Origin of the sequence: Mesorhizobium sp. SARCC-RB16n, from assembly GCF_008520305.1 — a bacterium.
Lineage (GTDB): Bacteria > Pseudomonadota > Alphaproteobacteria > Rhizobiales > Rhizobiaceae > Mesorhizobium.
The window spans coordinates 186,470-207,333 of record NZ_ML703269.1; the positions used below are offsets into that span (position 1 = coordinate 186,470).

Genomic DNA, 20,864 nt, shown 5'->3' on the forward strand with positions numbered 1-20,864 from the left:
TGATCGCCGGCCCGTTCCCTTATGCTTGCTCACAGGACCGCCATGCCGTTCGACGCCATCCGCCAGCAGATCCGTGCCAATTATTTGCCCGACGAAGACGCCGCGGTTAAGCGATTAGCCGAGGCGACCGGGCTTTCGGCCGGAGACCGCAAGGCGATCTCGGCCCGTGCGGCCGACCTGGTGCGGGCGGTGCGGGGCTCCACCGATCCGCGGCTGATGGAAGTCTTCCTCTCCGCCTACGGTCTCTCCACCAAGGAAGGCGTGGCGCTGATGTGCCTGGCCGAGGCGCTGCTGCGCGTGCCCGACACCGAGACAATGGACGATCTGATCGCCGACAAGATCGCGCCGCATGACTGGTCGGCGCATTCCGGTGGTTCAAGCTCGATCTTCGTCAACGCCTCGACCTGGGCGCTGATGCTGACCGGCCGCGTGCTCGACGAAGGCGAGGGCGGCATCGAAGGCACGCTGCGCTCGATGGTGCGCCGTCTTGGCGAACCGGTCATCCGCAAGGCGGTGGCCGCCGCCATGCGCGAGATGGGCGAGCAGTTCGTGCTCGGCCGCACCATCGCCGAAGCCGTCAAGCGCGGCCGGCCGATGATCCAGAAGGGCTACCTCTATTCCTTCGACATGCTGGGCGAGGCCGCCCGTACCGAGGCCGATGCCTTGCGCTACCACAAGGCTTATGCCGATGCCATTTCCTCGCTCGATTCCGGCTCGAACGGACCCGATATCCGCTTCAACCATGGCATCTCGGTCAAGCTTTCTGCCCTGCATCCGCGCTACGAGGTGGCGCAGAAGGAAGAAATGCTGCCTGTGATGGCCGAGCGGCTGCTGTCTCTGGCTCTGGCCGCACGGCATTCGCGGATGGGCCTCAACATCGATGCCGAGGAGGCGGACCGCCTGGATCTGTCGCTCGACGTCATCGAACGGGTGCTGGCCGAGCCGGAGCTCGCCGGCTGGAACGGTTTTGGCGTCGTCGTGCAGGCCTATGGCCCGCGCGCGGCTTTCACCATCGACTGGCTCTATGCGCTGGCCAAGAAGTACAACCGCAACATCATGGTTCGGCTGGTCAAGGGCGCTTATTGGGACACCGAGATCAAGCGGGCGCAGACGCTCGGACTGTCAGGCTATCCCGTGTTCACGCGCAAGGCCAACACCGACGTTTCCTACATGGCGTGCGCGAAAAAGCTGCTTGGCATGACCGACCGAATCTATCCGCAATTCGCCACCCACAATGCCCACACCGTCGCCGCCATCCTGTCGATGGTCGACAACCGCGACACTTTCGAATTCCAGCGCCTGCACGGCATGGGCGAGGCCTTGCACGAAACCGTGAGCCGGTCGGAGGGTACGCGCTGCCGCATTTATGCGCCCGTCGGCGCGCATTCCGACCTGCTTGCCTATCTGGTTCGGCGGCTGCTGGAAAATGGGGCCAATTCCTCCTTCGTGCACCAATTGACCGACGAGGACGTCGAGCCCGAGGACATCGCGCGTGATCCGCTGGAAACGGTCGAAAGCCAGGGTCCCGCCGCCAATCCGGCGATCACCCGGCCTTCCCAGATTTTTGGCGCGGGGCGTCGCAACTCGAAAGGGTTCGACATTACCGATACGGTGACGCTGGCTGATATCGACCAGGCCAGGGCGGCGTTCGCGGGTCCCGATCGCTGGCACGCCAAGCCGATCACGCGTGCCGCCGGCTACGGCAAGCAGCGCCCGATCGTCAATCCGGCAAAGCCTTCCGAGGTCGTCGGCACGGTTCACGAGGCCGCCGCCAAGCAAGTAGCGACCGCCGTGCGCATCGCGGTGGAGGCGCAGCCGGCCTGGGCAAAACGGCCGGTCGCCGAGCGTGCCGGCATCCTGAACCGCGCGGCCGACCTTTACGAAGCCAATGCGGTCGAGTTCTTTGCGCTCGCCACGCGCGAAGCCGGCAAATCGCTGGCCGACGGCGTCGCCGAAGTGCGCGAGGCTGTCGACTTTCTGCGCTACTACGCCACCGAGGCGGCGAACGCCGAGGCGGGCACGCAAGCGCGTGGTGTCATCGTCTGCATTTCGCCATGGAATTTCCCGCTCGCCATCTTCACCGGCCAGATCGCGGCAGCACTCGTCACCGGCAATTCGGTGATTGCCAAGCCGGCCGAGCAGACCCCGCTGATCGCCTTCCGTGCCGTCGAGATGCTCCGCGAGGCCGGTGTGCCGGAAGACGTCATCCAGCTCCTGCCCGGCGACGGCCCATCGGTCGGTGGCCCGCTGACAGCGGATCCGCGTATTGCCGGCGTCTGCTTCACCGGCTCGACCGAGGTTGCCAAGCTGATCGAGAAACAGCTGGCCGAGACCGCCGCGCCGGACGCGATGCTGATCGCCGAGACCGGTGGTCTCAACGCCATGATCGTCGATTCCACCGCGCTGCCCGAGCAGGCGGTGCGCGATATCCTGGCGTCGGCCTTCCAGAGCGCCGGCCAGCGCTGCTCGGCGCTGCGCGTGCTCTATGTGCAGAAAGACGTCGAGAAGAAGATGCTGGAGATGCTGAAGGGCGCCATGGAGGCGCTCAACATCGGCGATCCCTGGCTGATCTCGACCGATGTCGGACCGGTCATCGATGATGAGGCGCAGGCGTCGATCCGCGATTATTGCACGAAGAAGGGCCTGGAGGGCCGGCTGATCGCCAAGCTGGAAGCCCCCAAGGACGGACGTTTCGTCGCGCCGCATGTCTTCAGGGTCAAGGGCATAGAGGAGATGGAACGCGAGGTGTTCGGGCCGGTGCTGCATGTCGCCAGTTTCGACGCCGACCAGATCGACGCCGTCATCGCCGCCATCAACCGCAAGGGTTATGGCCTGACCTTCGGCCTGCACACCCGCATCGAAGGCCGCGTGCAGCATTTCGTCGACGGCATCCATGCCGGCAACATCTACGTCAATCGTAACCAGATCGGCGCCGTCGTCGGTTCGCAGCCATTTGGCGGCGAGGGCCTATCCGGCACCGGGCCAAAGGCCGGCGGGCCGCACTATCTCAGGCGTTTCCGCAAAGGGCCGGAAGCGGGCACCGAAGTCGGCGAAGGCCACAAGGTGACGGCGACCGAGCTTGCCGACAATCTGCCCGATCCGGCGCTTGGCGGCTGGTCGACGCGGCCGGACCGGATCGCCATTCTGAGGAAGCATCTGCGCGGCAAGGGCGCGGCGGCGATCGGTGCCGCCGCCAGCATCGATTTCGGCCAGGTCGATTTGCCCGGCCCGACCGGCGAGGCCAACACGCTGTCGCTGTCGCCGCGCGGCCGCGTGCTGTGCCTGGGGCCGGACGCCGACACGCTGCTTACGCAGACCATCCAGGCGCTCGCCGCCGGCAATGCGGTGCTGGCCGTGGCGCCAGGTGCCCCGGCGACACTCTCCGCATTGACCGGGAAAGGCCTGCCGCTGGCGGCCATCGATGGTCGCCCCGATCCTGTCGAGGCGCGATCGCTGCACGTCGATGTCGTTGCTTTTTCAGGCACACCCGAGGCGGCGCGCATCGTGCGCAAGGTCATCGCCGAGCGCAGCGGGCCGATCGTGCCGTTGGTCAGCGAGGTGCTCAATCCGGCGGCCTATGCGCATGAGCGGGCGGTCTGTGTCGACACCACAGCGGCGGGCGGTAATGCCAGCCTCTTGGCCGCTGCATAGACTGGTCGGTACTTACGCGCCCTCGACGACGAAAAAGCCCTCGAACTGAGGATGGCCGAGATAATGGACCTTCGTCGTGCCGACATTCCGGTGGGCAGCGCGGAAGTTCTCCGACTTGGTCCAGGCGACGAAATCGTCGTGGCTCTCCCACACCGTGTGCGACGCAAACAGCGTGTAGCCTTCGGTCTCGTTGACCGGGCCGCGCAGCAGATGGAATTCCCGGAATCCCTTCATCTCGGCGAGGCTGGAATCGCGGTTCTTCCACACGGCTTCGAAATCGGCCTCGGAGCCGGTCTGCACCTTGAAGCGGTTCATGGCGATGTACATGGGGTTCCTTTCATGCGGATAATTAATGGCCCGCAACGTTTGTTCCGTGCCCATTCAGAATGGGCCGATCCCGACCTCGAACTCCAAACTCGGAGTCCCGGCCTGTGGCGGAATTGGAGGGAAGGGAGCAGCCTTGCGCACGATGCCGAGCGCGGCCTCATCGAAAGTCGCCGATCCTGAGCTTTCCAGGATGCGCAACTGATCCATGTCGCCCTTCCGACCTATGACGAATGCGACAACCGCATTGTTACGCGCGGCCAGTTGCAGCGAAGGCGGGAGAGTACGATTGACGCTGCCAAGCTTTCGAAAGACGTCGCCGCGGTAGCTGCCTTCCGCGGCGCTGCCGGCCTCTTTCTGCCTTTTGCCCTTGCTGGCCGCTTGCGCCGGCCGATCCTGGCCATCGGCCGTGCCGCTCCTTTTATCCCCTGCTTCGGCTATCGCAGGGACGGCTGCCGGAGTTGGCCTTGCATAGGGGATCGGCGGCTGGTCCGGGACGGCGACAGGCATTTCGACCGTTTCGGCTTGGACGCTCGGCTGCGCCGGCGTTTCGCTCCTGGCGGCCACGCTCTGGTCGTCCGGGCGCGATCTTGCCGTCGCCAATATGTCGGGCGTGACCACAGGCTGTTTGGCGGGCTCCCGCGAGGGCTGCGATGCCTGCTTTACGGCATCCCGGACAGGCTCGCGATCCTGTGTCGCGGTTTTCCGCACGGGCTGCGAAGGTTCTGTCGGCGGTGCTGCCCTCACCGCCTCCGCCTGACGTGGATTGACCGGGGGCTGGTTCGGCACCAGCCTGACATTTATTGCCGTAGGGTCCTTGTCCAGGGCACTCCCGGCCACCTTGTCGCCTGTGTGATCGCCGCCTTCGGACTGCTCCGTCTCCCTGGAATCGAATGTGCGGGCCGGCGAGATCAGAAAAGCCGCCGCTACCGCAGCATGGAGCAGGCCGGAGATGGCGATCGCCGTCACCCATTTGCCGTTGCCGGCAGGCGGCCGCATTTGGGCAAGCGGCTCGGCCGGCACGATCGCCAACTGGTCGCCGGCATCGGGGAGGGGACTGGGTTTCTGCATGTCGCGCGGCGGAAAATGCAGCGACCCAGGCGTCATTGTCAAATCAAGATGGACTGGCTCAAACAGAAGAAGGCCGGCCAGGGGCCGGGCCACCATATGTCGTGCAAAGGCGGGATGCAGTCCCACCTCAGACGCCGAAAGCGATGCCGGTCTTGGTGTCCGTCTTCAGCTTGCGCATGCACGCGGCTGGTTCGATGCCCGTACCGGCGCATTCCGTCGCGCTGTTGATCAGCACGCGGCTGACCCTGGTGCAGTCGGTGGCGGCCAGGTCAAAGCGCGTCACCTTGGTCTTGCCTGCCGGCAGCTCCTTGAAGTCGAGCACGGTCAGCCGGTCGACGACGCCGGCTTCGTTGAACAGCGCGATCTCGAACGCCGCCTTGGTGAGGTCGGCGCCGAGATTGTTGCTGACCAAGAAGGTCAGGCGGCAGCCCTTGTCGGAAGGCTGTGCGGCATTGAGTTCGAGGGTCAGGACCGGCGCGGACTGTTCAGCCCACGCCGGAACCGTCGCAAGCGACATCGCCAGCGTCGAGGTCAGTAGACGAAGGGAAGTCGTCAAGCTCGTCATGGTCAGCCTCCAAATCGCATGGTTGCCGCCAGCTTCAGCGTGATGCCGGGTTCATAGACAGCGATGGTCGTGCTGCCATTCAGCGGGTTGGCGTATTTGACGTCGAACAGATTGTCGGCACGGAAATCGACTTTCAGATTGTCGGTCGCCTGATAGCTGGCGAAGGCGTTGACCAGCGTATAGTCGGTTGCCACCGCATTGCCCTTCGGCTTGCCATTGTACTGCACTTCGCCACCGACGGTCAGCTTATCCTCGAGGAAACGCAAGCCGAGCTGAGCGGTGACCTGAGAGGAGGGAATGGTGGCGAGGTCGGCTTCCACACCCTTGTAGGAAACGGTGTGACCATCCGTGATCGAGGCCGAGAGGCCGGCATAGCCCCATGCCGCGTCGTAAACGCCTTCCAGCTCGAAACCGTTGATCCTGGCCTTGGCGAAATTTTGATACCGGAAGCAGATCGGGATGCCGGGACCGAAGGGGCAGCCGCTGCCTGGAGCGAACGGTGATAGGGTCACACCTTCGATATAGTCGTCGACATCGTTGTTGAAGTAGGTGGCCTTGAGACGAAGCGCGTCGCCAGCCTCGAAGATGTCGTTCTGCTTGTAGTTGACGCCGAACTCGGTCGTCTTGCCGGTTTCAGGCCGCAGATTTGGATTGGGCAGGAACGGGAAGCTGACGCCTGCCGGATGGTTGCCGCTGATCAGAGTCTCCGTGATCGAAGGCGAGCGATAGCCTTCCGCATAGGTGCCATAGAATTGCAGGCCGGCAAGGCCGGCGCTCTCGAACGGCGAGACACCGACCGTGACGCGCGGCGATAGCCTGTCGCCGGAAATATCGTGCGTGTCATCCTTCAGGCTGTAGCTGTCGTAGCGCAGGCCGGCGATGACTTCGAGCCAGGGCCATGTGAGTTTGTCCTGGATGTAGGCGCCCGACACATTGCGCTTGCCCGAAGGGGTGTAGAAACTGTCGCCGCCGGCCGCGCCGCCTGTCTTGACGTTGTCGCCGACCCAGTCGCCGCCATAGGTCAGTTCATGCGCGATGCCACTCGTTTCGAACCGTGACGTGTTCCAGATATCGATACCGGTCGTGCCGACATCGAATGTCGACCGTGATCCTGCCGGCAGCACCACGGGGAGACCGGTCACCGGATCGAAGCGGTTCTGCGGGACAAGACTGGTCAGGTCGAGATTTGTCTTGTTGTAGGAGGTGTTGATGTGAAGATCGAGCCAGCTCTTGTCTTCGTCGGTGATGTTGTAGCGGGCCGTGAAGGTGTTCGACTTCAGGTCGACATCATTGACAGGCACGCCGGCGCTGGTCTCGTCCCAGCCGTCGCTCGAGCCGACCCAGCCAAGCTTCAGTTCACTGTTCTCGGTCGGCCGGATGGTGGTCTTGAGCAGGCCGCTCAGCACATCGAAGCCGGTGCCATTGACGGTGTCGCCGCCGCCGTCCTTGTAGTTGTCGTAGTCGCGGTAGACGATGTTGCCCAACACGTCCCAGTTCTCATTGATGCGATAGGCGCCGGATGCGCTTGATGTCCAACCTTTGCCGTTGCTTTCGTAGCGTCCGGCGACGGAACCGGCCCAGGTCTCGTCAGGCTTGAGGAAATCTTCCGCGTCCTTGGTGTCGAAGAAGACGACGCCGCCGATGGCGCCTGAACCATAGGTGTTGGCGACCGGACCACGGATCACGTCGACGGATTTGACGAGTTCGGGATCGATATAGAAGGTCGACTGCGTGCCGTGGTCGGAGCGCTGGAAATTCTGACGCGCGCCATCGACGATCACAGCGACGCGGCCGAAATCTTGCAGGCCTCGGATGTTGACGCTGGTGCTGACGCGCCTGGCGTCTGCCTGCGCCGCGACACCGGGTACACCGAAAAGCATCTCGTTTGGCGTCGTCGCCATGCGGCGGTCGAGTTGCTGCTGGTCGACATGGCTGGCCGAGGCCAGCGATTCGATCGCCGTTTCGCCGGTGCGGCTGAGCACCAGGATCTTGTCGAGCAGCGTCGCGCCCGCAGGAGCTACTTTTTCCTGGTCAGTCTTCTTCGATCGATCGGTCTGCCCGCCCGCCGGCTGCGTCGCCTGTTGCGCGTGCGCCGATGGCGCGGATAGAGCGATCGCCGCCACGCTTGCGAGCAAAGCCGCCGCGCCGTTCGCCGTCCACCGGCCGCGCCGTTCCCAATTCATCAATCCCATGCCCCAACTCCAAATCCCAGGTTCCATGCTGGCTGGCGCGGGGCTCGCTGACATTTTTGATCGTATCCGGCATCTTAAATGTTGACTCATTAGTCCGGTATTGCACTGACTAATAAACATGATTATTCAAGTCAAGAAATGAATCGGCAATTTCGCAACGCCTAGCAAGATGTCCGGCACAGGAAAGGGATCGACCCAGATGAACACGCACAATCCCAACGATTTTCGCTATCGCGTCCGCCGTTCCGATGATGCCACTGCAGCCCGCTTCGAACGGGTTCCTCTGGCGGTGCGCACGCTGTCCAGCAACACGCTGTTCCAGGGCGAACACGAGATCGGCATCGAACATCGTGGGGCGCTCTACCGGCTGAAGATCACCCGCCAGGGCAAGCTCATCCTCAACAAGTAAGGGCAAGGCATCAGGGGTAAAGACATGGACCAGCGCGTAAAACCCGCTCCGCATGAAATCCGGCGGGCCCGGACGGAGAATCCGAAAACGCGCGAGCGTGACCTGGCCGCCCAGCTCGGCGTTTCGAAGGCCGAGCTGGTAGCCGCGCATTGCGGCGACGGCGTCATTCGCGTCGAGCCGCGCGTCAACGACCTTCTGACCGGTCTCGAGGCCGTTGGCGAGGTCATGGCGCTGACCCGCAACGAAAGCGCCGTGCACGAAAAGATCGGCGTGTACGACAAGGTCGTCACCGGCAATCACAATGCGATGGTGCTTGGCGAGAACATCGACCTGCGCATCTTCCCGAAAATCTGGGCGCATGGCTTCGCCGTGGAAAAGCGGGACGGCGACGACATCCGCCGCAGCCTACAGTTCTTCGATGCGGCCGGCGAGGCGGTGCACAAGGTGCATCTGCGCCCGTCCTCCAGCCTCTACGGCTACCAGAAGCTGGTCGCCTCGCTGGGATCGTCGAACCAGGAGCCGATGGTCGACATTTCGGGATCCGTTCTCGACGAAGAAAGCGAGGCCGGGACATCGACGGCAAGCCTGGACGATCTGCGTGACCGCTGGGGCCGGCTGACGGACGTGCACCAGTTCTTCGGCATGCTTAAGACGTTGAAGCTCAGCCGCCGCCAGGCGGTGCGCATGGTTGGCCAGGATTATGCCTGGCTGCTCGACAATGACGCGGTGCGGGCCATGTTCCATCACGCCGTCGAAAGCGAGATGCCGATCATGTGCTTCGTGGGCAACCGCGGCTGCATCCAGATCCATTCCGGCCCGATCAAGTCGATCAAGCCAATGGGACCATGGATCAACGTGCTGGACGAGACCTTTCATCTACATCTGCGAACCGACCACATCCATGAGGTCTGGGCGGTGCGCAAGCCAACCAAGGACGGCCATGTCACCTCGCTCGAGGTCTATGCCGCCAATGGCGACATGATCATCCAGTTCTTCGGCAAGCGCCATGAAGGCGAGGGCGAACGCGACGACTGGCGGTTCCTGGCCGAGCAGCTGCCGCGCATCCCAAACCCGACGGCAGCCTGAGGAAAGTGTAATGCGGTTTGTGTCGAGACCGTCCGCCCTGCGCGGATCGATGATCGGTTCCGCGATCGGCTTTTCCCTGGCTTTCGCCGCGATGCAACCAGCCGGCGCCGCCGAAGGCGTTTCGGTTTTCGCCGATCCTTCGAAGATCGCCGCCATCGGCGGGTCCATCACCGAAATCGTCTATGCGCTTGGCGAGGAAAAACATCTGGTAGCGCGAGATTCCAGCAGCCTCTATCCGAAAGCAGTACGTGAGTTGCCCGATGTCGGTTACATGCGCCAGCTGTCGCCGGAAGGTGTCTTGTCGGTCAATCCGACAGGCATACTGGCATTGCACGGCAGCGGCCCCAAGGAAACCGTCGACGTGCTGAAGAAGACGAGCGTCCAGTTTATCGAGGTGCCCGATCGGTACGATCATGAAGGCATCCTCGACAAGATTCGCATCGTCGGCAAGGCGCTTGGCGCCGATGCAAAGGCCGAAGCCTTGGCCAAGCAGGTCGACGCCAGGCTGAAGGCGGCCGAGAAGCAGACGGCCTCGATCAAGGAGCGCAAACGTGTCTTGTTCGTGCTTTCGATGCAGGGCGGCAAGATCATGGCGGCCGGCAGCGACACCGCGGCCAACGGCATTGTCGAGCTAGCCGGCGGCGCCAACGCCATCGAGGGCTTTTCCGGCTACAAGCAACTGTCCGACGAAGCGATCATCACCGCCAGGCCGGACGTGATCCTGATGATGAGCAACGCCGGGCCGCCGGTCTCGGACGACGAAGTGTTCGGCAATCCATCCATTGCTTCGACGCCGGCCGGTACCGCGCGCAAGCTGATCCGCATCGATGGCGCCTATCTGCTCGGCTTTGGGCCACGAACGGCCGACGCCATCCACGACCTCGCCGTGTCGCTTTATGGCGCACAGGTCACGGACTGAGCATCATGGTCGATCAATCGATCGCCGGCCCGGTGAAGGCGAATGCATCCGAAGGCGATCGTTCCGGTCGCGCCCGCCTCGTCATCCTCTTGCTGTGCCTGTGCCTGGCGATCGCCGTCTTGCTTTCGCTCACATTCGGGGCGTCGGACGCATCCGCCGTGACCGTCATCGGGGATTGGCTCTTTGGCATCGTTCCCGGCGATGCGGCGCTCAACGCGCGAGACAGCCTGATCGTCTACGATATCCGGCTGCCGCGCGTCATTCTCGGCGTGCTGGTCGGCGCGGCGCTGGCAGTATCCGGCGCGGTCATGCAAGGGCTGTTCCGCAATCCGCTCGCCGATCCCGGCCTGATCGGGGTTTCAGCCGGCTCCAGCCTTGGCGCTGTGGCCGTCGTCGTACTTGGCGGGACCATGCTGGCACCGTTGGCCGCCTTGCTCGGCACGCTTGCGCTGCCGCTTGCGGCGTTCTTCGGCGGCCTCGCCACCACATTGGTGCTTTATCAGATCGCGACGCGACGCGGGCAAACCTCGGTCGCCACCATGCTGCTCGCGGGCATCGCGCTGACGGCACTTGCCATGGCGATGACCGGAATCCTCATTTTCATGGCCGACGATCGCCAGTTGCGCGACCTGACGTTCTGGCAGTTGGGATCGCTCGGTGGTGCGACGTGGCCTAAGATCAGCTCCGTCGGACCGATCATCGTTCTGGCACTTGCGGCGATGCCGTTCCTGGCCCGCAGCCTCAACGCGCTGGCGCTCGGCGAGGCGACAGCCGGCCATCTCGGCATTCCAGTGCAACGGCTGAAATACACGGCGATCGTCGGTGTCTCGGCGGCTGTGGGCGCGTCGGTCGCCGTCAGCGGCGGTATAGGCTTTGTCGGTATCGTCGTACCGCATCTGCTGCGCCTTCTGATCGGTCCCGACAACCGCTATCTGCTGCCGGCCTCGGCGCTGCTCGGCGCTTCGCTGCTGCTTCTGGCCGATGCGGTCGCCCGCACCATCGTGGTGCCGGCCGAGTTGCCGATCGGCATCGTCACCGCCGTCGCTGGCGCGCCGTTCTTCCTGTGGATCCTGCTGCGCAAGCGTGGCGTGATTGATTTGTGAGATTTGAGACCCTGGAGGAGTGCTTCATGATCGAAGCGCGCGATGTTTCTGTGGCGATCGGCAAGAAGCGCATTGTCGCCAACGTCGATTTCGAAGTCAGGCCGGGTGAAATCTCGGCCATCGTCGGCCCCAACGGATCGGGCAAGACAACTTTTCTCAAGGCGATGTCGGGGGATCTCGCCCATACCGGGCGGATCGTCATCAACGGTCGCGAGCTGTCGACGATGAAGCCGGTCGAGGCCGCGACCGTGCGAGCGGTGCTGCCTCAGGCAACGACCTTGTCCTTTCCTTTCACCGTGCGCGAGATCGTCAGGCTTGGCCTTGTCAGTAGCCGCTCCGGCGTGCTGCCCGGCGAGGACGAACGCCTGCCGGAGCGGGCGCTGGCTCGCGTCGATCTCGACGGTTTTGCCGGCCGTTTCTACCAGGAGCTTTCCGGTGGCGAGCAGCAGCGCGTCCAGCTTGCGCGCGTGCTGTGCCAGGTATGGGCGCCGGTGCTCGACGGCAGGCCGCGCTATCTTTTTGCTCGACGAACCGGTTTCCAGCCTCGACATCAAGCATCAGCTGATCATCATGAACATCGCCCGCGACTTCGCCAGAAGAGGCGGCGGCGTGGTCGCGATCCTGCACGACCTCAACCTGACGGCGATGTTTGCCGACCGCATCTTCGTGATGCATCGCGGCCGGTTGGCGGCGACCGGCTCGCCGTGGGACGTGCTGAGTGACGATCTGATCGAGAAAGTGTTCGACTGCCGGCTCAAGGTCGGGGTGCTGCCGGCCGCCAACATGCCGTTCGTGCTCCCGCAATCGTCGGTCAGCTGATATTCAGCCGACCTCGCACGACGCGACAGGGATCAAGCTGCCGGCGCGCGGCGTTCCAGCAGGTCGATGCCGAGCAGGTTGCGCACATTCGGCCGCGCCGCCACCAGATCGGCGATCGTGTAGCGGGCAAGCACGGCGAAGAAGGCGTTGAGCGCTTCGCGCAGGGCCGAGTTCAATGCGCAGCTGTCGACCAGCGGGCATTCGGCCGCGTCGTTCTCGAAGCACTCCGCCATGGCAAAGCTTTCCTCGGTCACGCGCACCACGTCGAACAGGCTTATCGATTCGGCGGCACGGCCGAGCCGTACCCCTCCGTTCCGGCCGCGGACAGTTTCTACCAGGCCGTTCTCGACCAAGGGCTGCAGGATTTTGAACAGGAAAAGTTCCGACACCGAATAGGCGGCCGCGATCTCCGGGATGCGGCTCAACCGTTCATTGTTGGCGGCACAATACATCAGGATGCGCATGGCATAGTTGGTTTGGCGCGTAAGCCGCATCTCATCCTCACAAAGCGCTGGCACGCTGCAACCATGCCAGAGTCTAGAACTTTGCCGGCGCGCGGCTTCATCCGAATTTTCGGGTTCACCACACTGGCCTCGACCGAATATGGCCTATACCTTGGAACAATTCCAGACTGGCTTCGCATTATAGCTGAATATTCTCGTCAACTTTATGTGCGTGGTCGGGCGCGAAACCACGGGGATAATCGCTGTCACGGGCATTCTGGCCGCCGAAACACTAAATTGGCTGAGATCGACGAGGAGCGGCCCATCCATGGCTCAATCGGACCAGTCCCTGGCGCCAGTGCGTTTCGATACTGACGCGGGCGCCAAGCTTTCCGCGCTGCGGCGGACAAAGTTCGTCGCCACAGCGGCGCTGGCACTCTGCGTGCTGGTCTTCGCCTTGGCCAAGTCCTTCCAGAGCAGCTATCCGTGGCTCGGCTTCGTCGCCGCCTTCGCCGAGGCGGCAACCATCGGCGGCCTTGCCGACTGGTACGCGGTGGTGGCGCTGTTCAAACGGCCGCTCGGGCTGCCGATTCCCCACACCGCCATCATCCCGGAAAACCAGGACCGCATCGCCGACAATCTCGGCCGTTTCATCGAGGTCAATTTCCTGGCGCCGGAACCGGTGCGTGAAAAACTCGCCGAGGTCGATTTTTCGGCGCTCGTCGCCGACTGGCTGGCCGATGCCGAGCGCGCCACCGGGCTGTCGCGCTTCGTCGTGCGGCTGGTACCGCAGACGCTTGCCGCCGTCGAACAATCCGGCCTGCGCGGTTTCGTCACCAGCCGTATGCTCGAACAGATCGAAAAGGTGCCGCTGGCGCCGCTGGCCGCCGAACTCCTGTCGGCGCTCACCGACGACCGCCGCCACCAGAAACTGTTCGACGAGTTCATCAAGGTCATCGGCCGGTTCCTCAACGACGAAAAGGCGCTGGCGACGATGCGCGACAAGATCCGCGAGGAACTGCCGTCGCTGTTCAATCTGTTCCGCGCCGATGCCTATCTTCTGAAGAAGATTGTCGCCTCGGCGGGCTCCCTGCTGGATGAGGTGCGTGCCGATCCCAACCACCCGATGCGCGCTGAATTCGACCGTTTCGCGCAAGGTTTCGTCGAACGGCTGCGCACGTCCAAGCAATATGCCAAGCGAGCGGAGAAAATGAAACGCGATTTCCTTGCCAGACCCGAAGTCCGGGCGCTGGCCGGCGACATGTGGGAGAGCCTCAGCCTGTTCATCGAGCAGGATGCCAAAGCGCCGAATTCGCTGATCCGGGAGCATCTCGCCAACATGTTCGTCGAGGTCGGCCGACATCTTGCCGGCGATGCGCACATCCGCGCCGACATGAACCAAGGATTCGTGGTGGCGCTGGCCTCCTTCGTCGAGAGCCAGAAGAGCGGCGTCTCGAAATTCATCGCCGACCAGGTCAAGCGCTGGGATCTTGCCCAACTGACGCGACTGATCGAGATGAACATCGGCAGGGACCTGCAATATATCCGCTTCAACGGCATGATCATCGGCGGGCTGGCCGGCATCGTGCTCTATGCGATCGAGTTGCTGCTCCCGGTCAATTGATCCGTATCGATCGCCAGCCGTGCGTTCGAAATGGACACGCGGCGTTCGAGTGCTATTCTCCCGTCGGGGGGGCATCCGCAAACGCGGCAACAGGGGAGAAGACAGTCATGGCCAGACAACCAGAATCCGATTCCTTCATGGAGATGTTCGGCAGATTCGGCCGTGACCTGAAGGTGCCCAATGTCGATGTCGAGGCGATCCTTGCCCATCATCGCAAGAACCTCGAAGCGCTGGAGAAGGCGGCACGGACCAGTGCGGCCGGGGCATCCTCGCTGTTGTCAAGGCAGCGCGAAATGCTGCAGGACACGCTGCGCGAGGTCGCCGACATGGCGCAGAGCTACCGCGCACCCGGAAATCCGCAGGAACTCATGGCCAAGCAGACGGAGTTTGCCAGAAAATCCTTCGAGGCCGCGCTCAAGAACGCCGGTGAGGTGGCTGAACTGGCCAGGAAATCCGGCACCGAATCGATCGACATCCTGCGCGCGCGCATCAAGGAGGCGATGGAGGAGGTCCGCGCCGGTTACGGGCAGAAGTAGATTCTCATCGGCTGTCGTTACCCCCTCGCCACGGCACGCCGATTCGCGATTCCGCAACCTTGCACATAGTTGCATTAGCGCTACGGCATGAGCTCCCGGCAGCCTGAAAGGTCGGAAAATCCGATTTGGCCTGCCATTGTGGGGCAAGGCATGGCACGATTCAGCTCGAATCCGGCGGAACGGATTTGCGCAGTACGAATTGACAGAGGCCGCCGGTTCGTGGTCCGGAAGCTTTGGAAGCGATCGGGAAAGCAGGAATGACGGAAGTACGGCCTAAAACGCCGCCAACCTACGAGCAGCTGAGAACAATGTCCGGACAGGAACTCGGCGTCTCGGAATGGACCACGGTCGACCAGAACCGTATCAACCAGTTCGCCGAATGCACCGGCGACCATCAATGGATCCACGTGGATCCTGAACGGGCGCGGCGGCAAAGCCCGTTCCGCACCACGATCGCACATGGCTATCTGACGTTGTCGATTATCGGCGCACTGGCCCTCGAAATGGGGATCGTGCCCGAGAATACGCAGGCCGCCTTCAATTACGGTTTCGACAAGGTGCGTTTCCTGGCGCCGGTCAGGGTCGGCGCACGCATCCGCTTGCGCACGACGCTGCTTTCCATGGAAGACCTGGGTCCAGGCCAGTATCTGATGAAGGCAGCCAACACGGTCGAGATCGAAGGCGAGGAAAAGCCGGCGCTGATGGCTGAAACACTCGTCATGCTTTACGAACGCCGTAAGCGGGCGGGGGCCTGAACGGCGGTCCTTTGGGCGGCCCGCGGCCGGCAACAGCCAAAAGGGTCACGCCATCCCGGACCGTATACGGCCTGCAAAGCGCAGTGAGAACAGCGCGAGCAGCAGCGCAACCAGCGCCAGGGCCGTTGCCGTCTGAAAGGTGACCTGCATCCCCCGGGCGGCTGAAGCGGAACTCAGAACGTCCTGTCCTGTTCCTTGCCTCGTACCGGCCGATGCAACTGCGAATATGGCGCCCATCAGCGATGCGCCGGTGATCAGACCGAGATTGCGCGACAGGTTGAGCAAGCCTGATATGACGCCGCGCTCGCCGGCACCGACACCGCTCATGACGGCGGCGTTGTTGGAGGTCTGGAACAGGGCGTAGCCGAAGCAGGTGACGGTGATTGGAACGACATAGCTGGCAATGCCGAGCTTGGTCAGGGCAAGCGACAGGAGGAATGTCCCAGTGGCGAGGCAGAGCAGGCCGGCGACCATCATCCTGTGAGCTCCGAAGCGATCGGTCAGCCGCCCCGCCAGCAGCGCTGACAGGGTCGAGACAAGCGGCCCGGTCGAAAGCGCCATTCCGACCATCGCGGCATCCAAGCCGAGCCCGCGCGACAGGTAGAACGGAGCAACCACCAGGGTTGCCATCATCACCGTGGCAACGATCAAGCTCATGGCGAGGCCAGCACTCCGCCGCGGATCGCAGAGGCTCGCGGGTTGGACAAGGGGTGCTTTCGCCTTCGCCTGCGCGATGGCGAATACGATGACGCCGATACCGGCCGCGACCAGCAAGCCCAAATTGAGCACGCCGAAATTGCCTCTGCCAAGCGTCAATGCCAGGGCATAGATCTAGTCTTGTGCCCGATGCGGCGGAAGGCGCAGCATTTGCATCTTATCCGTGCGTCAAACGCCATATCATGCTATGATAAACCGATGACATTACCCGATCTCAATTTGCTGTTTGCCCTCGATATCCTGCTGGCTGAAGGCAGCGTGGCGCGCGCGGCGCGCCGTCTGCGCCTCAGCCCTTCGGCGATGAGCCGGACGCTGGCGCGGCTGCGCGAGGCAACGGGCGATCCTCTGCTGGTGCGCGCCGGGCGTGGCCTGGTGGCGACGCCGCGTGCGGAGGAACTGCGGCAACAGGTCGGCCGTGTCGTCCAGGACGCGGAAGTGCTGCTGCGTCCGGCCGAGTTGCTTGATCCCTGGAGCCTGGACCGGATCTTCACATTGCGCACCAACGAAAGCTTCGTCGAGGAGTTCGCGCCCCGGCTCGTCGCCCGCATCGAGGCTGATGCGCCAGGCGTGCGGCTGCGTTTTGCGCCCAAGTCCGACAAGGATGCGATGTCGCTGCGCGAAGCGGCGATTGACCTGGAAATCGGCGTTGCCGGCGAAACCGGACCCGAAGTGCGCATTCAGGCGCTGTTTCGCGACCGCTTCATCGGCGCGGTGCGAGCCGACCATCCCCTGGCCGAGGGCAAGGTGACGCCTGAGCGCTATGCGCGCGGCCGGCACATCAGCGTCTCGAGGCGCGGCCGCGAGAAGGGGCCGATCGACGAGGCCCTGGGCACGATTGGCTTGCAGCGGACGGCCGTGTGCATGGTCTCGGGGTTCTCGGCAGCACTTGCCATGGCGCGTGCCTCGGATCTGATCGCCAGCGTGCCCGAGCGGCATACGGCAGGAGCGCGCGCCGGCATGCACAGTTTTCCGCTGCCGGTCGCTACCGTGGACGTCACTATCTCGATGCTCTGGCATCCGCGCTTCGATGCCGACCCGGCGCAACGCTGGCTGCGCGAGTGCGTACGGGAAGTCTGTGCGGGTCGCTGACCGATCAGTGCGCCATCGCCGTTTCGAGCATCTTGAAAATCCGCTCGTCCGCGCATTGGGCGACGTTGAAGCGCAGGAAGCGGCTGGCGGACTGCGACAGGCTGAACGCATTGCCGGGTGCCAGCACGATGTTGTCGGCCAGAGCGCGGCGGGCGATTTCGGCCGCGTCCGCCCCATCCGGCAGGCCGCACCACAGGAACAGCCCGGCTGGCTGATCGATCCAGGGGGTGATGCCGATCGCCTTCAGCCGGGCGCTGGTCTCGTCCATGGCACGCGAGAGGCGCGCGCGCAGCAGATCCATGTGCTTGCGGTAGCTGCCGTCCTTCAGCAGCGTCAGCACAAGTTCAGCCGCCAGCCGTCCGCCGCCGAAAGTCGTGGCGATCTTGAGGTCGGTCAGGCCCTCGATCCAGTCGCGGGGCGCGGTGATGAAACCGCAGCGGACCGACGCCGACAGCGTCTTGGAGAAACTGCCAATCTGGACGACGCGGCTGAGGCCATCGAACGCCGCCAGCCTGGGGGCGGGGGCATGTTCGAAATCGGCGAAAATGTCGTCCTCGACGATGGTCAGATCCGACTGGTCGGCCAGTTTGAGCAAACGATGGGCCGTCACCGGAGACAGGATCGCACCGGTCGGATTGTGGATGGCGGAGTTGGTGATGTAGAGGCGCGGCCGGTGTTCGGCGAGCGCCTGGGCGAACAGCTCGATGTCCGGCCCCGACGGCGTGTAGGGGACGCTGACGACCTTGGCGCGGTGGGCGCGCAGCAAAGCGTGGAAATTGAAATAGCAGGGATCGTCGACCAGCACCGTGTCGCCGGGCTCGATCAGGAACCGGCAGAGCAGGTCGATGGCCTGGGTTCCCGATTCCGTCAGCATGATCTGTTCGGGGGAGGCTTCGATGCCGTGCCCGGCCATGCGCCGCGCCAGCAATTGGCGTAGCGGCGGCAAACCGAGCGGCGTGCCGTAATCGGCGAGCGCGACATCGTCTGCACGCGCCACGGTGCGCAGTGCACGACGCAGCGCGGCCTGAGGCATCCAGGAGGCCGGCAGCCAGCCACAACCGGGTTTCAGGATCTCGTCGCTGGCATCCAGCGATTGGCGGGAGACCCAGAGCGGATCGACGGCACGGTCGAGCCGGGGACCGATCTCGGCCAAAGACAGCGGCGCCAGCGAGCCGGCAGCATAAAAACCGGAACCCGGCCGGGAGCGGATCGCGCCTTCGGCGGCAAGCCGCTCATAGGCTTCTACCACGGTGGATTTGGACACCTGCATGGACTTTGCGAAGGCGCGGATCGACGGCAATCTGGTTCCCGGTGTCAGGCTGCGCGCGGCGATCCGCTGACGGATGGTCGCCATGACACTTTCCACAAGGGTGCGTGCACCATCGGGTTCCAAAACAACGTCCGTCATCCGTACTGCTCTATCCGCCATTACAGTTTCATTGAATTGTACCCCATTGTCTCTGGCTGCACCATGGGCGTCTGCACGATAGAAGGCGAAAGCAATGGAGCCTGTGATGGACAAGACGGCGAGCGGCTGGGTGAACGGATTTATCGGCGTGCTGATTTTCAGCGGTTCGTTGCCGGCGACGCGCGTTGCGGTGATGGATCTCGATCCGATGTTCCTGACATCGGCCCGCGCCGTCATAGCCGGCCTGCTTGGCCTGGCGCTGCTGCTTGTGTTCCGCGAGAAGCGCCCCGGGCGTCATGACTTGCTGTCGCTCATCATCGTTGCGCTTGGCGTGGTGGTCGGCTTCCCCCTGCTGACGGCGCTGGCGCTGAAGCATGTCACCTCGGCCCACTCGATCATCTTTGTCGGCCTGCTGCCGCTGGCGACCGCGATCTTTGGTGTGCTGCGCGGCGGTGAACGGCCCCGGCCAGCCTTCTGGTTGTTCTCATGCCTCGGCAGTGCCCTGGTGGCGGGTTTTGCGCTTGCGCAAGGCGTGACGGCTTCGCCGGTCGGCGATGGGCTGATGCTTGCGGCCATCATCGCCTGCGGCCTGGGCTATGCGGAAGGCGCCGCATTGTCGCGCAAGCTCGGCGGCTGGCAAGTGATCTGCTGGGCGTTGGTGCTGTCGCTGCCGGTCATGCTGGTGCTGACCTTGGTTACCCTGCCGCCATCCTTCGCCAGCGTCGGCTCCAATGCCTGGATCGGTCTTGGCTATGTCTCGCTGTTCAGCATGCTGATCGGCTTCATCTTCTGGTATCGCGGCCTGGCGCAAGGCGGTATTGCAGCGGTGGGGCAGTTGCAGCTTTTGCAGCCGTTTTTCGGGCTCGCATTGGCGGCGACGCTGCTGCATGAACAGGTCAGCCCGCTGATGATCGTCGTCACACTCGGCGTGGTGCTTTGCGTGTTCGGGGCGAAGAAATTCGCCAAGCGGGATCTGCCACGGCGTGCGGCTGCATAGTGATGATGCCGACCCTCGCTAGAATTTCGTCACCACCCCGATGCCGATGCCTTCAAACCCGCCCATCGCCATCAAGGCCGCGGGCGCTTCGTCGAGGCTGATCTTCTTGCCGACCAGCAGTTCGGGCTTCAGCTTGCCGTTGCGGATCATGTCCATCATCGCCTGGTAGCGATAGGCCTGCATGCCGTGGCTGCCGAGGATTTCGAGCTCGAAGGCGATCACCTTGTCCATCGGCACTTGCGGGCGGGCGTGCTCGCCCAGCATCAGGCCGACCTGCACGTGGCGGCCGCGCCGCCGCAGATTGGCGATCGAGTTGAACGAGGTGGTGGGATGGCCGAGCGCGTCCATCGACATGTGAGCGCCGCCACTGGTGATCTGCTTGACCGCCTTGACGACGTTCGGTGTCTTCGACGCATTGATGGTCGCCACGGCGCCGATCTTCCTGGCGAAGTCCAGCTTTTCCTCGGTGAGGTCGATGGCGATGACATTGGCGCCCATCGAACTGGCGATCATGATCGCCGACAGGCCGACGCCGCCGCAGCCATGCACCGCCACCCATTCGCCGGGCGTCACACGGCCCTGGTCGACGACAGCGCGGAACGAGGTGACGAAGCGGCAGCCGAGGCTGGCGGCGGTGGCGAATTCCATTTCGTCGGGCAGGCGCACCAGATTGGTGTCGGCATGATCGATGGCGACATATTCGGCGAAAGAGCCCCAGGCGTTGAAGCCGGGTTGCGACTGGTGTTCGCAGACCTGGTGATTGCCTGATGTGCATTCGAAGCAGTGGCCGCAGCCGACGGCGAACGGCACGGTGACGCGTTCGCCTGCCTTCCAGCGGGTCACCCGCTTGCCCGCGGCAACCACGATTCCGGCCAGTTCGTGCCCCGGCACATGCGGCAGGCGGATATCGGCGTCATGGCCCATCCAGCCGTGCCAGTCGCTGCGGCAGAGCCCGGTCGCCTCGACCTTTACGACGACGCCATCGGCCGCCGGCTTCGGATCGGGCACGGTCTGGATCGTCGGCGCTTCGCCAAATTTCTCGAAGACGACGGCTTTCATCGGTCACTCCACCCTTCACACAGCCCACGCTGCCGGAACGATAGCCGATTCCTTGCCTAGTCAAGCGGAAATCGATTCCGTCATTACCGACAGGTCG

18 protein-coding genes and 1 pseudogene are annotated in these 20,864 nt (G+C 63.7%); 11 read left to right on the top strand and 8 right to left on the bottom strand.

What is annotated here, in order from left to right; genetic code table 11:
• The first annotated feature begins 42 nt into the window (after positions 1–42).
• Positions 43–3,651 (top strand): bifunctional proline dehydrogenase/L-glutamate gamma-semialdehyde dehydrogenase PutA, encoded by a 3,609-nt coding sequence (putA, locus tag C7I87_RS17565; protein ID WP_149905517.1) that lies wholly within the window; start codon positions 43–45, stop codon positions 3,649–3,651.
• Between the two features lie 12 nt (positions 3,652–3,663).
• Here putA and C7I87_RS17570 read toward each other — a convergent pair whose 3' ends face one another.
• From C7I87_RS17570 to C7I87_RS17585, 4 genes are all read right to left on the bottom strand, one after another.
• On the bottom strand, positions 3,664–3,978 hold the full coding sequence (locus C7I87_RS17570) for a heme-degrading protein HmuQ (protein WP_149905391.1): 315 nt from the start codon (positions 3,976–3,978) through the stop codon (positions 3,664–3,666).
• 54 nt (positions 3,979–4,032) lie between these two features.
• A complete protein-coding gene (locus tag C7I87_RS17575) occupies positions 4,033–5,082 on the bottom strand; it encodes a TonB family protein (protein WP_246696295.1) in 1,050 nt (349 codons plus the stop codon).
• Positions 5,083–5,173: 91 nt separating this feature from the next.
• A complete protein-coding gene (locus C7I87_RS17580; protein WP_149905392.1) occupies positions 5,174–5,611 on the bottom strand; it encodes a hypothetical protein in 438 nt (145 codons plus the stop codon).
• Between the two features lie 2 nt (positions 5,612–5,613).
• Positions 5,614–7,803: a TonB-dependent hemoglobin/transferrin/lactoferrin family receptor gene (locus C7I87_RS17585; RefSeq protein WP_149905393.1), complete on the bottom strand. Its 2,190-nt coding sequence runs from the start codon at positions 7,801–7,803 to the stop codon at positions 5,614–5,616.
• A 199-nt stretch (positions 7,804–8,002) separates the two neighbouring features.
• On the opposite strand from C7I87_RS17585, the gene hemP reads away from it, so the two are divergent.
• The 5 genes and pseudogenes from hemP to C7I87_RS17610 all read left to right on the top strand — a co-directional run bounded on the left by hemP (position 8,003) and on the right by C7I87_RS17610 (position 12,139).
• Entirely contained in the window at positions 8,003–8,212 is a 210-nt protein-coding gene (hemP, locus tag C7I87_RS17590; protein WP_149905394.1) for a hemin uptake protein HemP, read from the top strand.
• A gap of 24 nt (positions 8,213–8,236) precedes the next feature.
• A complete protein-coding gene (locus tag C7I87_RS17595) occupies positions 8,237–9,298 on the top strand; it encodes a hemin-degrading factor (protein WP_149905395.1) in 1,062 nt (353 codons plus the stop codon).
• A 10-nt stretch (positions 9,299–9,308) separates the two neighbouring features.
• On the top strand, positions 9,309–10,217 hold the full coding sequence (locus tag C7I87_RS17600) for a heme/hemin ABC transporter substrate-binding protein (protein WP_149905396.1): 909 nt from the start codon (positions 9,309–9,311) through the stop codon (positions 10,215–10,217).
• 5 nt (positions 10,218–10,222) lie between these two features.
• Positions 10,223–11,320 carry a FecCD family ABC transporter permease gene (locus tag C7I87_RS17605; RefSeq protein WP_149905397.1) on the top strand — a complete coding sequence of 366 codons (1,098 nt, stop codon included), beginning with the start codon at positions 10,223–10,225 and terminating at the stop codon, positions 11,318–11,320.
• Positions 11,321–11,346: 26 nt separating this feature from the next.
• A pseudogene (locus tag C7I87_RS17610) lies at positions 11,347–12,139 on the top strand (heme ABC transporter ATP-binding protein).
• Positions 12,140–12,171: 32 nt separating this feature from the next.
• Here C7I87_RS17610 and rirA read toward each other — a convergent pair.
• Positions 12,172–12,633 (bottom strand): iron-responsive transcriptional regulator RirA, encoded by a 462-nt coding sequence (gene rirA, locus C7I87_RS17615; protein ID WP_149905398.1) that lies wholly within the window; start codon positions 12,631–12,633, stop codon positions 12,172–12,174.
• A gap of 277 nt (positions 12,634–12,910) precedes the next feature.
• Here rirA and C7I87_RS17620 point away from each other — a divergent pair, with 277 nt between their 5' ends.
• The 3 genes from C7I87_RS17620 to C7I87_RS17630 all read left to right on the top strand — a co-directional run bounded on the left by C7I87_RS17620 (position 12,911) and on the right by C7I87_RS17630 (position 15,497).
• On the top strand, positions 12,911–14,206 hold the full coding sequence (locus C7I87_RS17620) for a DUF445 domain-containing protein (RefSeq protein ID WP_149905399.1): 1,296 nt from the start codon (positions 12,911–12,913) through the stop codon (positions 14,204–14,206).
• Between the two features lie 107 nt (positions 14,207–14,313).
• Positions 14,314–14,742 (top strand): phasin family protein, encoded by a 429-nt coding sequence (locus tag C7I87_RS17625; RefSeq protein ID WP_140711389.1) that lies wholly within the window; start codon positions 14,314–14,316, stop codon positions 14,740–14,742.
• Positions 14,743–14,999: 257 nt separating this feature from the next.
• Positions 15,000–15,497 (top strand): MaoC family dehydratase, encoded by a 498-nt coding sequence (locus C7I87_RS17630; RefSeq protein WP_149905400.1) that lies wholly within the window; start codon positions 15,000–15,002, stop codon positions 15,495–15,497.
• A gap of 45 nt (positions 15,498–15,542) precedes the next feature.
• Here C7I87_RS17630 and C7I87_RS17635 read toward each other — a convergent pair whose 3' ends face one another.
• On the bottom strand, positions 15,543–16,313 hold the full coding sequence (locus C7I87_RS17635; protein ID WP_246696296.1) for an MFS transporter: 771 nt from the start codon (positions 16,311–16,313) through the stop codon (positions 15,543–15,545).
• 99 nt (positions 16,314–16,412) lie between these two features.
• On the opposite strand from C7I87_RS17635, the gene C7I87_RS17640 reads away from it, so the two are divergent.
• Positions 16,413–17,303 (top strand): LysR family transcriptional regulator, encoded by an 891-nt coding sequence (locus C7I87_RS17640; protein WP_149905401.1) that lies wholly within the window; start codon positions 16,413–16,415, stop codon positions 17,301–17,303.
• A gap of 4 nt (positions 17,304–17,307) precedes the next feature.
• Here C7I87_RS17640 and C7I87_RS17645 read toward each other — a convergent pair whose 3' ends face one another.
• A complete protein-coding gene (locus C7I87_RS17645) occupies positions 17,308–18,711 on the bottom strand; it encodes an aminotransferase-like domain-containing protein (protein ID WP_149905402.1) in 1,404 nt (467 codons plus the stop codon).
• Positions 18,712–18,817: 106 nt separating this feature from the next.
• Here C7I87_RS17645 and C7I87_RS17650 point away from each other — a divergent pair, with 106 nt between their 5' ends.
• On the top strand, positions 18,818–19,708 hold the full coding sequence (locus tag C7I87_RS17650; RefSeq protein ID WP_149905403.1) for a DMT family transporter: 891 nt from the start codon (positions 18,818–18,820) through the stop codon (positions 19,706–19,708).
• 18 nt (positions 19,709–19,726) lie between these two features.
• On the opposite strand, the gene C7I87_RS17655 is transcribed toward C7I87_RS17650, so the two are convergent.
• A complete protein-coding gene (locus C7I87_RS17655; RefSeq protein ID WP_149905404.1) occupies positions 19,727–20,767 on the bottom strand; it encodes a zinc-dependent alcohol dehydrogenase family protein in 1,041 nt (346 codons plus the stop codon).
• Positions 20,768–20,864: the final 97 nt, after the last annotated feature.

What these genes read in the sequence shown, in the direction of transcription:
- putA (WP_149905517.1), top strand. Translation starts at nt 43, where the DNA reads ATGCCGTTCGACGCCATCCGCCAGCAGATCCGTGCCAATTATTTGCCC.
- C7I87_RS17570 (WP_149905391.1), bottom strand. Translation starts at nt 3,978, where the DNA reads ATGTACATCGCCATGAACCGCTTCAAGGTGCAGACCGGCTCCGAGGCC.
- C7I87_RS17575 (WP_246696295.1), bottom strand. Translation starts at nt 5,082, where the DNA reads ATGACGCCTGGGTCGCTGCATTTTCCGCCGCGCGACATGCAGAAACCC.
- C7I87_RS17580 (WP_149905392.1), bottom strand. Translation starts at nt 5,611, where the DNA reads ATGACGAGCTTGACGACTTCCCTTCGTCTACTGACCTCGACGCTGGCG.
- C7I87_RS17585 (WP_149905393.1), bottom strand. Translation starts at nt 7,803, where the DNA reads ATGGGATTGATGAATTGGGAACGGCGCGGCCGGTGGACGGCGAACGGC.
- hemP (WP_149905394.1), top strand. Translation starts at nt 8,003, where the DNA reads ATGAACACGCACAATCCCAACGATTTTCGCTATCGCGTCCGCCGTTCC.
- C7I87_RS17595 (WP_149905395.1), top strand. Translation starts at nt 8,237, where the DNA reads ATGGACCAGCGCGTAAAACCCGCTCCGCATGAAATCCGGCGGGCCCGG.
- C7I87_RS17600 (WP_149905396.1), top strand. Translation starts at nt 9,309, where the DNA reads ATGCGGTTTGTGTCGAGACCGTCCGCCCTGCGCGGATCGATGATCGGT.
- C7I87_RS17605 (WP_149905397.1), top strand. Translation starts at nt 10,223, where the DNA reads ATGGTCGATCAATCGATCGCCGGCCCGGTGAAGGCGAATGCATCCGAA.
- rirA (WP_149905398.1), bottom strand. Translation starts at nt 12,633, where the DNA reads ATGCGGCTTACGCGCCAAACCAACTATGCCATGCGCATCCTGATGTAT.
- C7I87_RS17620 (WP_149905399.1), top strand. Translation starts at nt 12,911, where the DNA reads ATGGCTCAATCGGACCAGTCCCTGGCGCCAGTGCGTTTCGATACTGAC.
- C7I87_RS17625 (WP_140711389.1), top strand. Translation starts at nt 14,314, where the DNA reads ATGGCCAGACAACCAGAATCCGATTCCTTCATGGAGATGTTCGGCAGA.
- C7I87_RS17630 (WP_149905400.1), top strand. Translation starts at nt 15,000, where the DNA reads ATGACGGAAGTACGGCCTAAAACGCCGCCAACCTACGAGCAGCTGAGA.
- C7I87_RS17640 (WP_149905401.1), top strand. Translation starts at nt 16,413, where the DNA reads ATGACATTACCCGATCTCAATTTGCTGTTTGCCCTCGATATCCTGCTG.
- C7I87_RS17645 (WP_149905402.1), bottom strand. Translation starts at nt 18,711, where the DNA reads ATGACGGACGTTGTTTTGGAACCCGATGGTGCACGCACCCTTGTGGAA.
- C7I87_RS17650 (WP_149905403.1), top strand. Translation starts at nt 18,818, where the DNA reads ATGGACAAGACGGCGAGCGGCTGGGTGAACGGATTTATCGGCGTGCTG.
- C7I87_RS17655 (WP_149905404.1), bottom strand. Translation starts at nt 20,767, where the DNA reads ATGAAAGCCGTCGTCTTCGAGAAATTTGGCGAAGCGCCGACGATCCAG.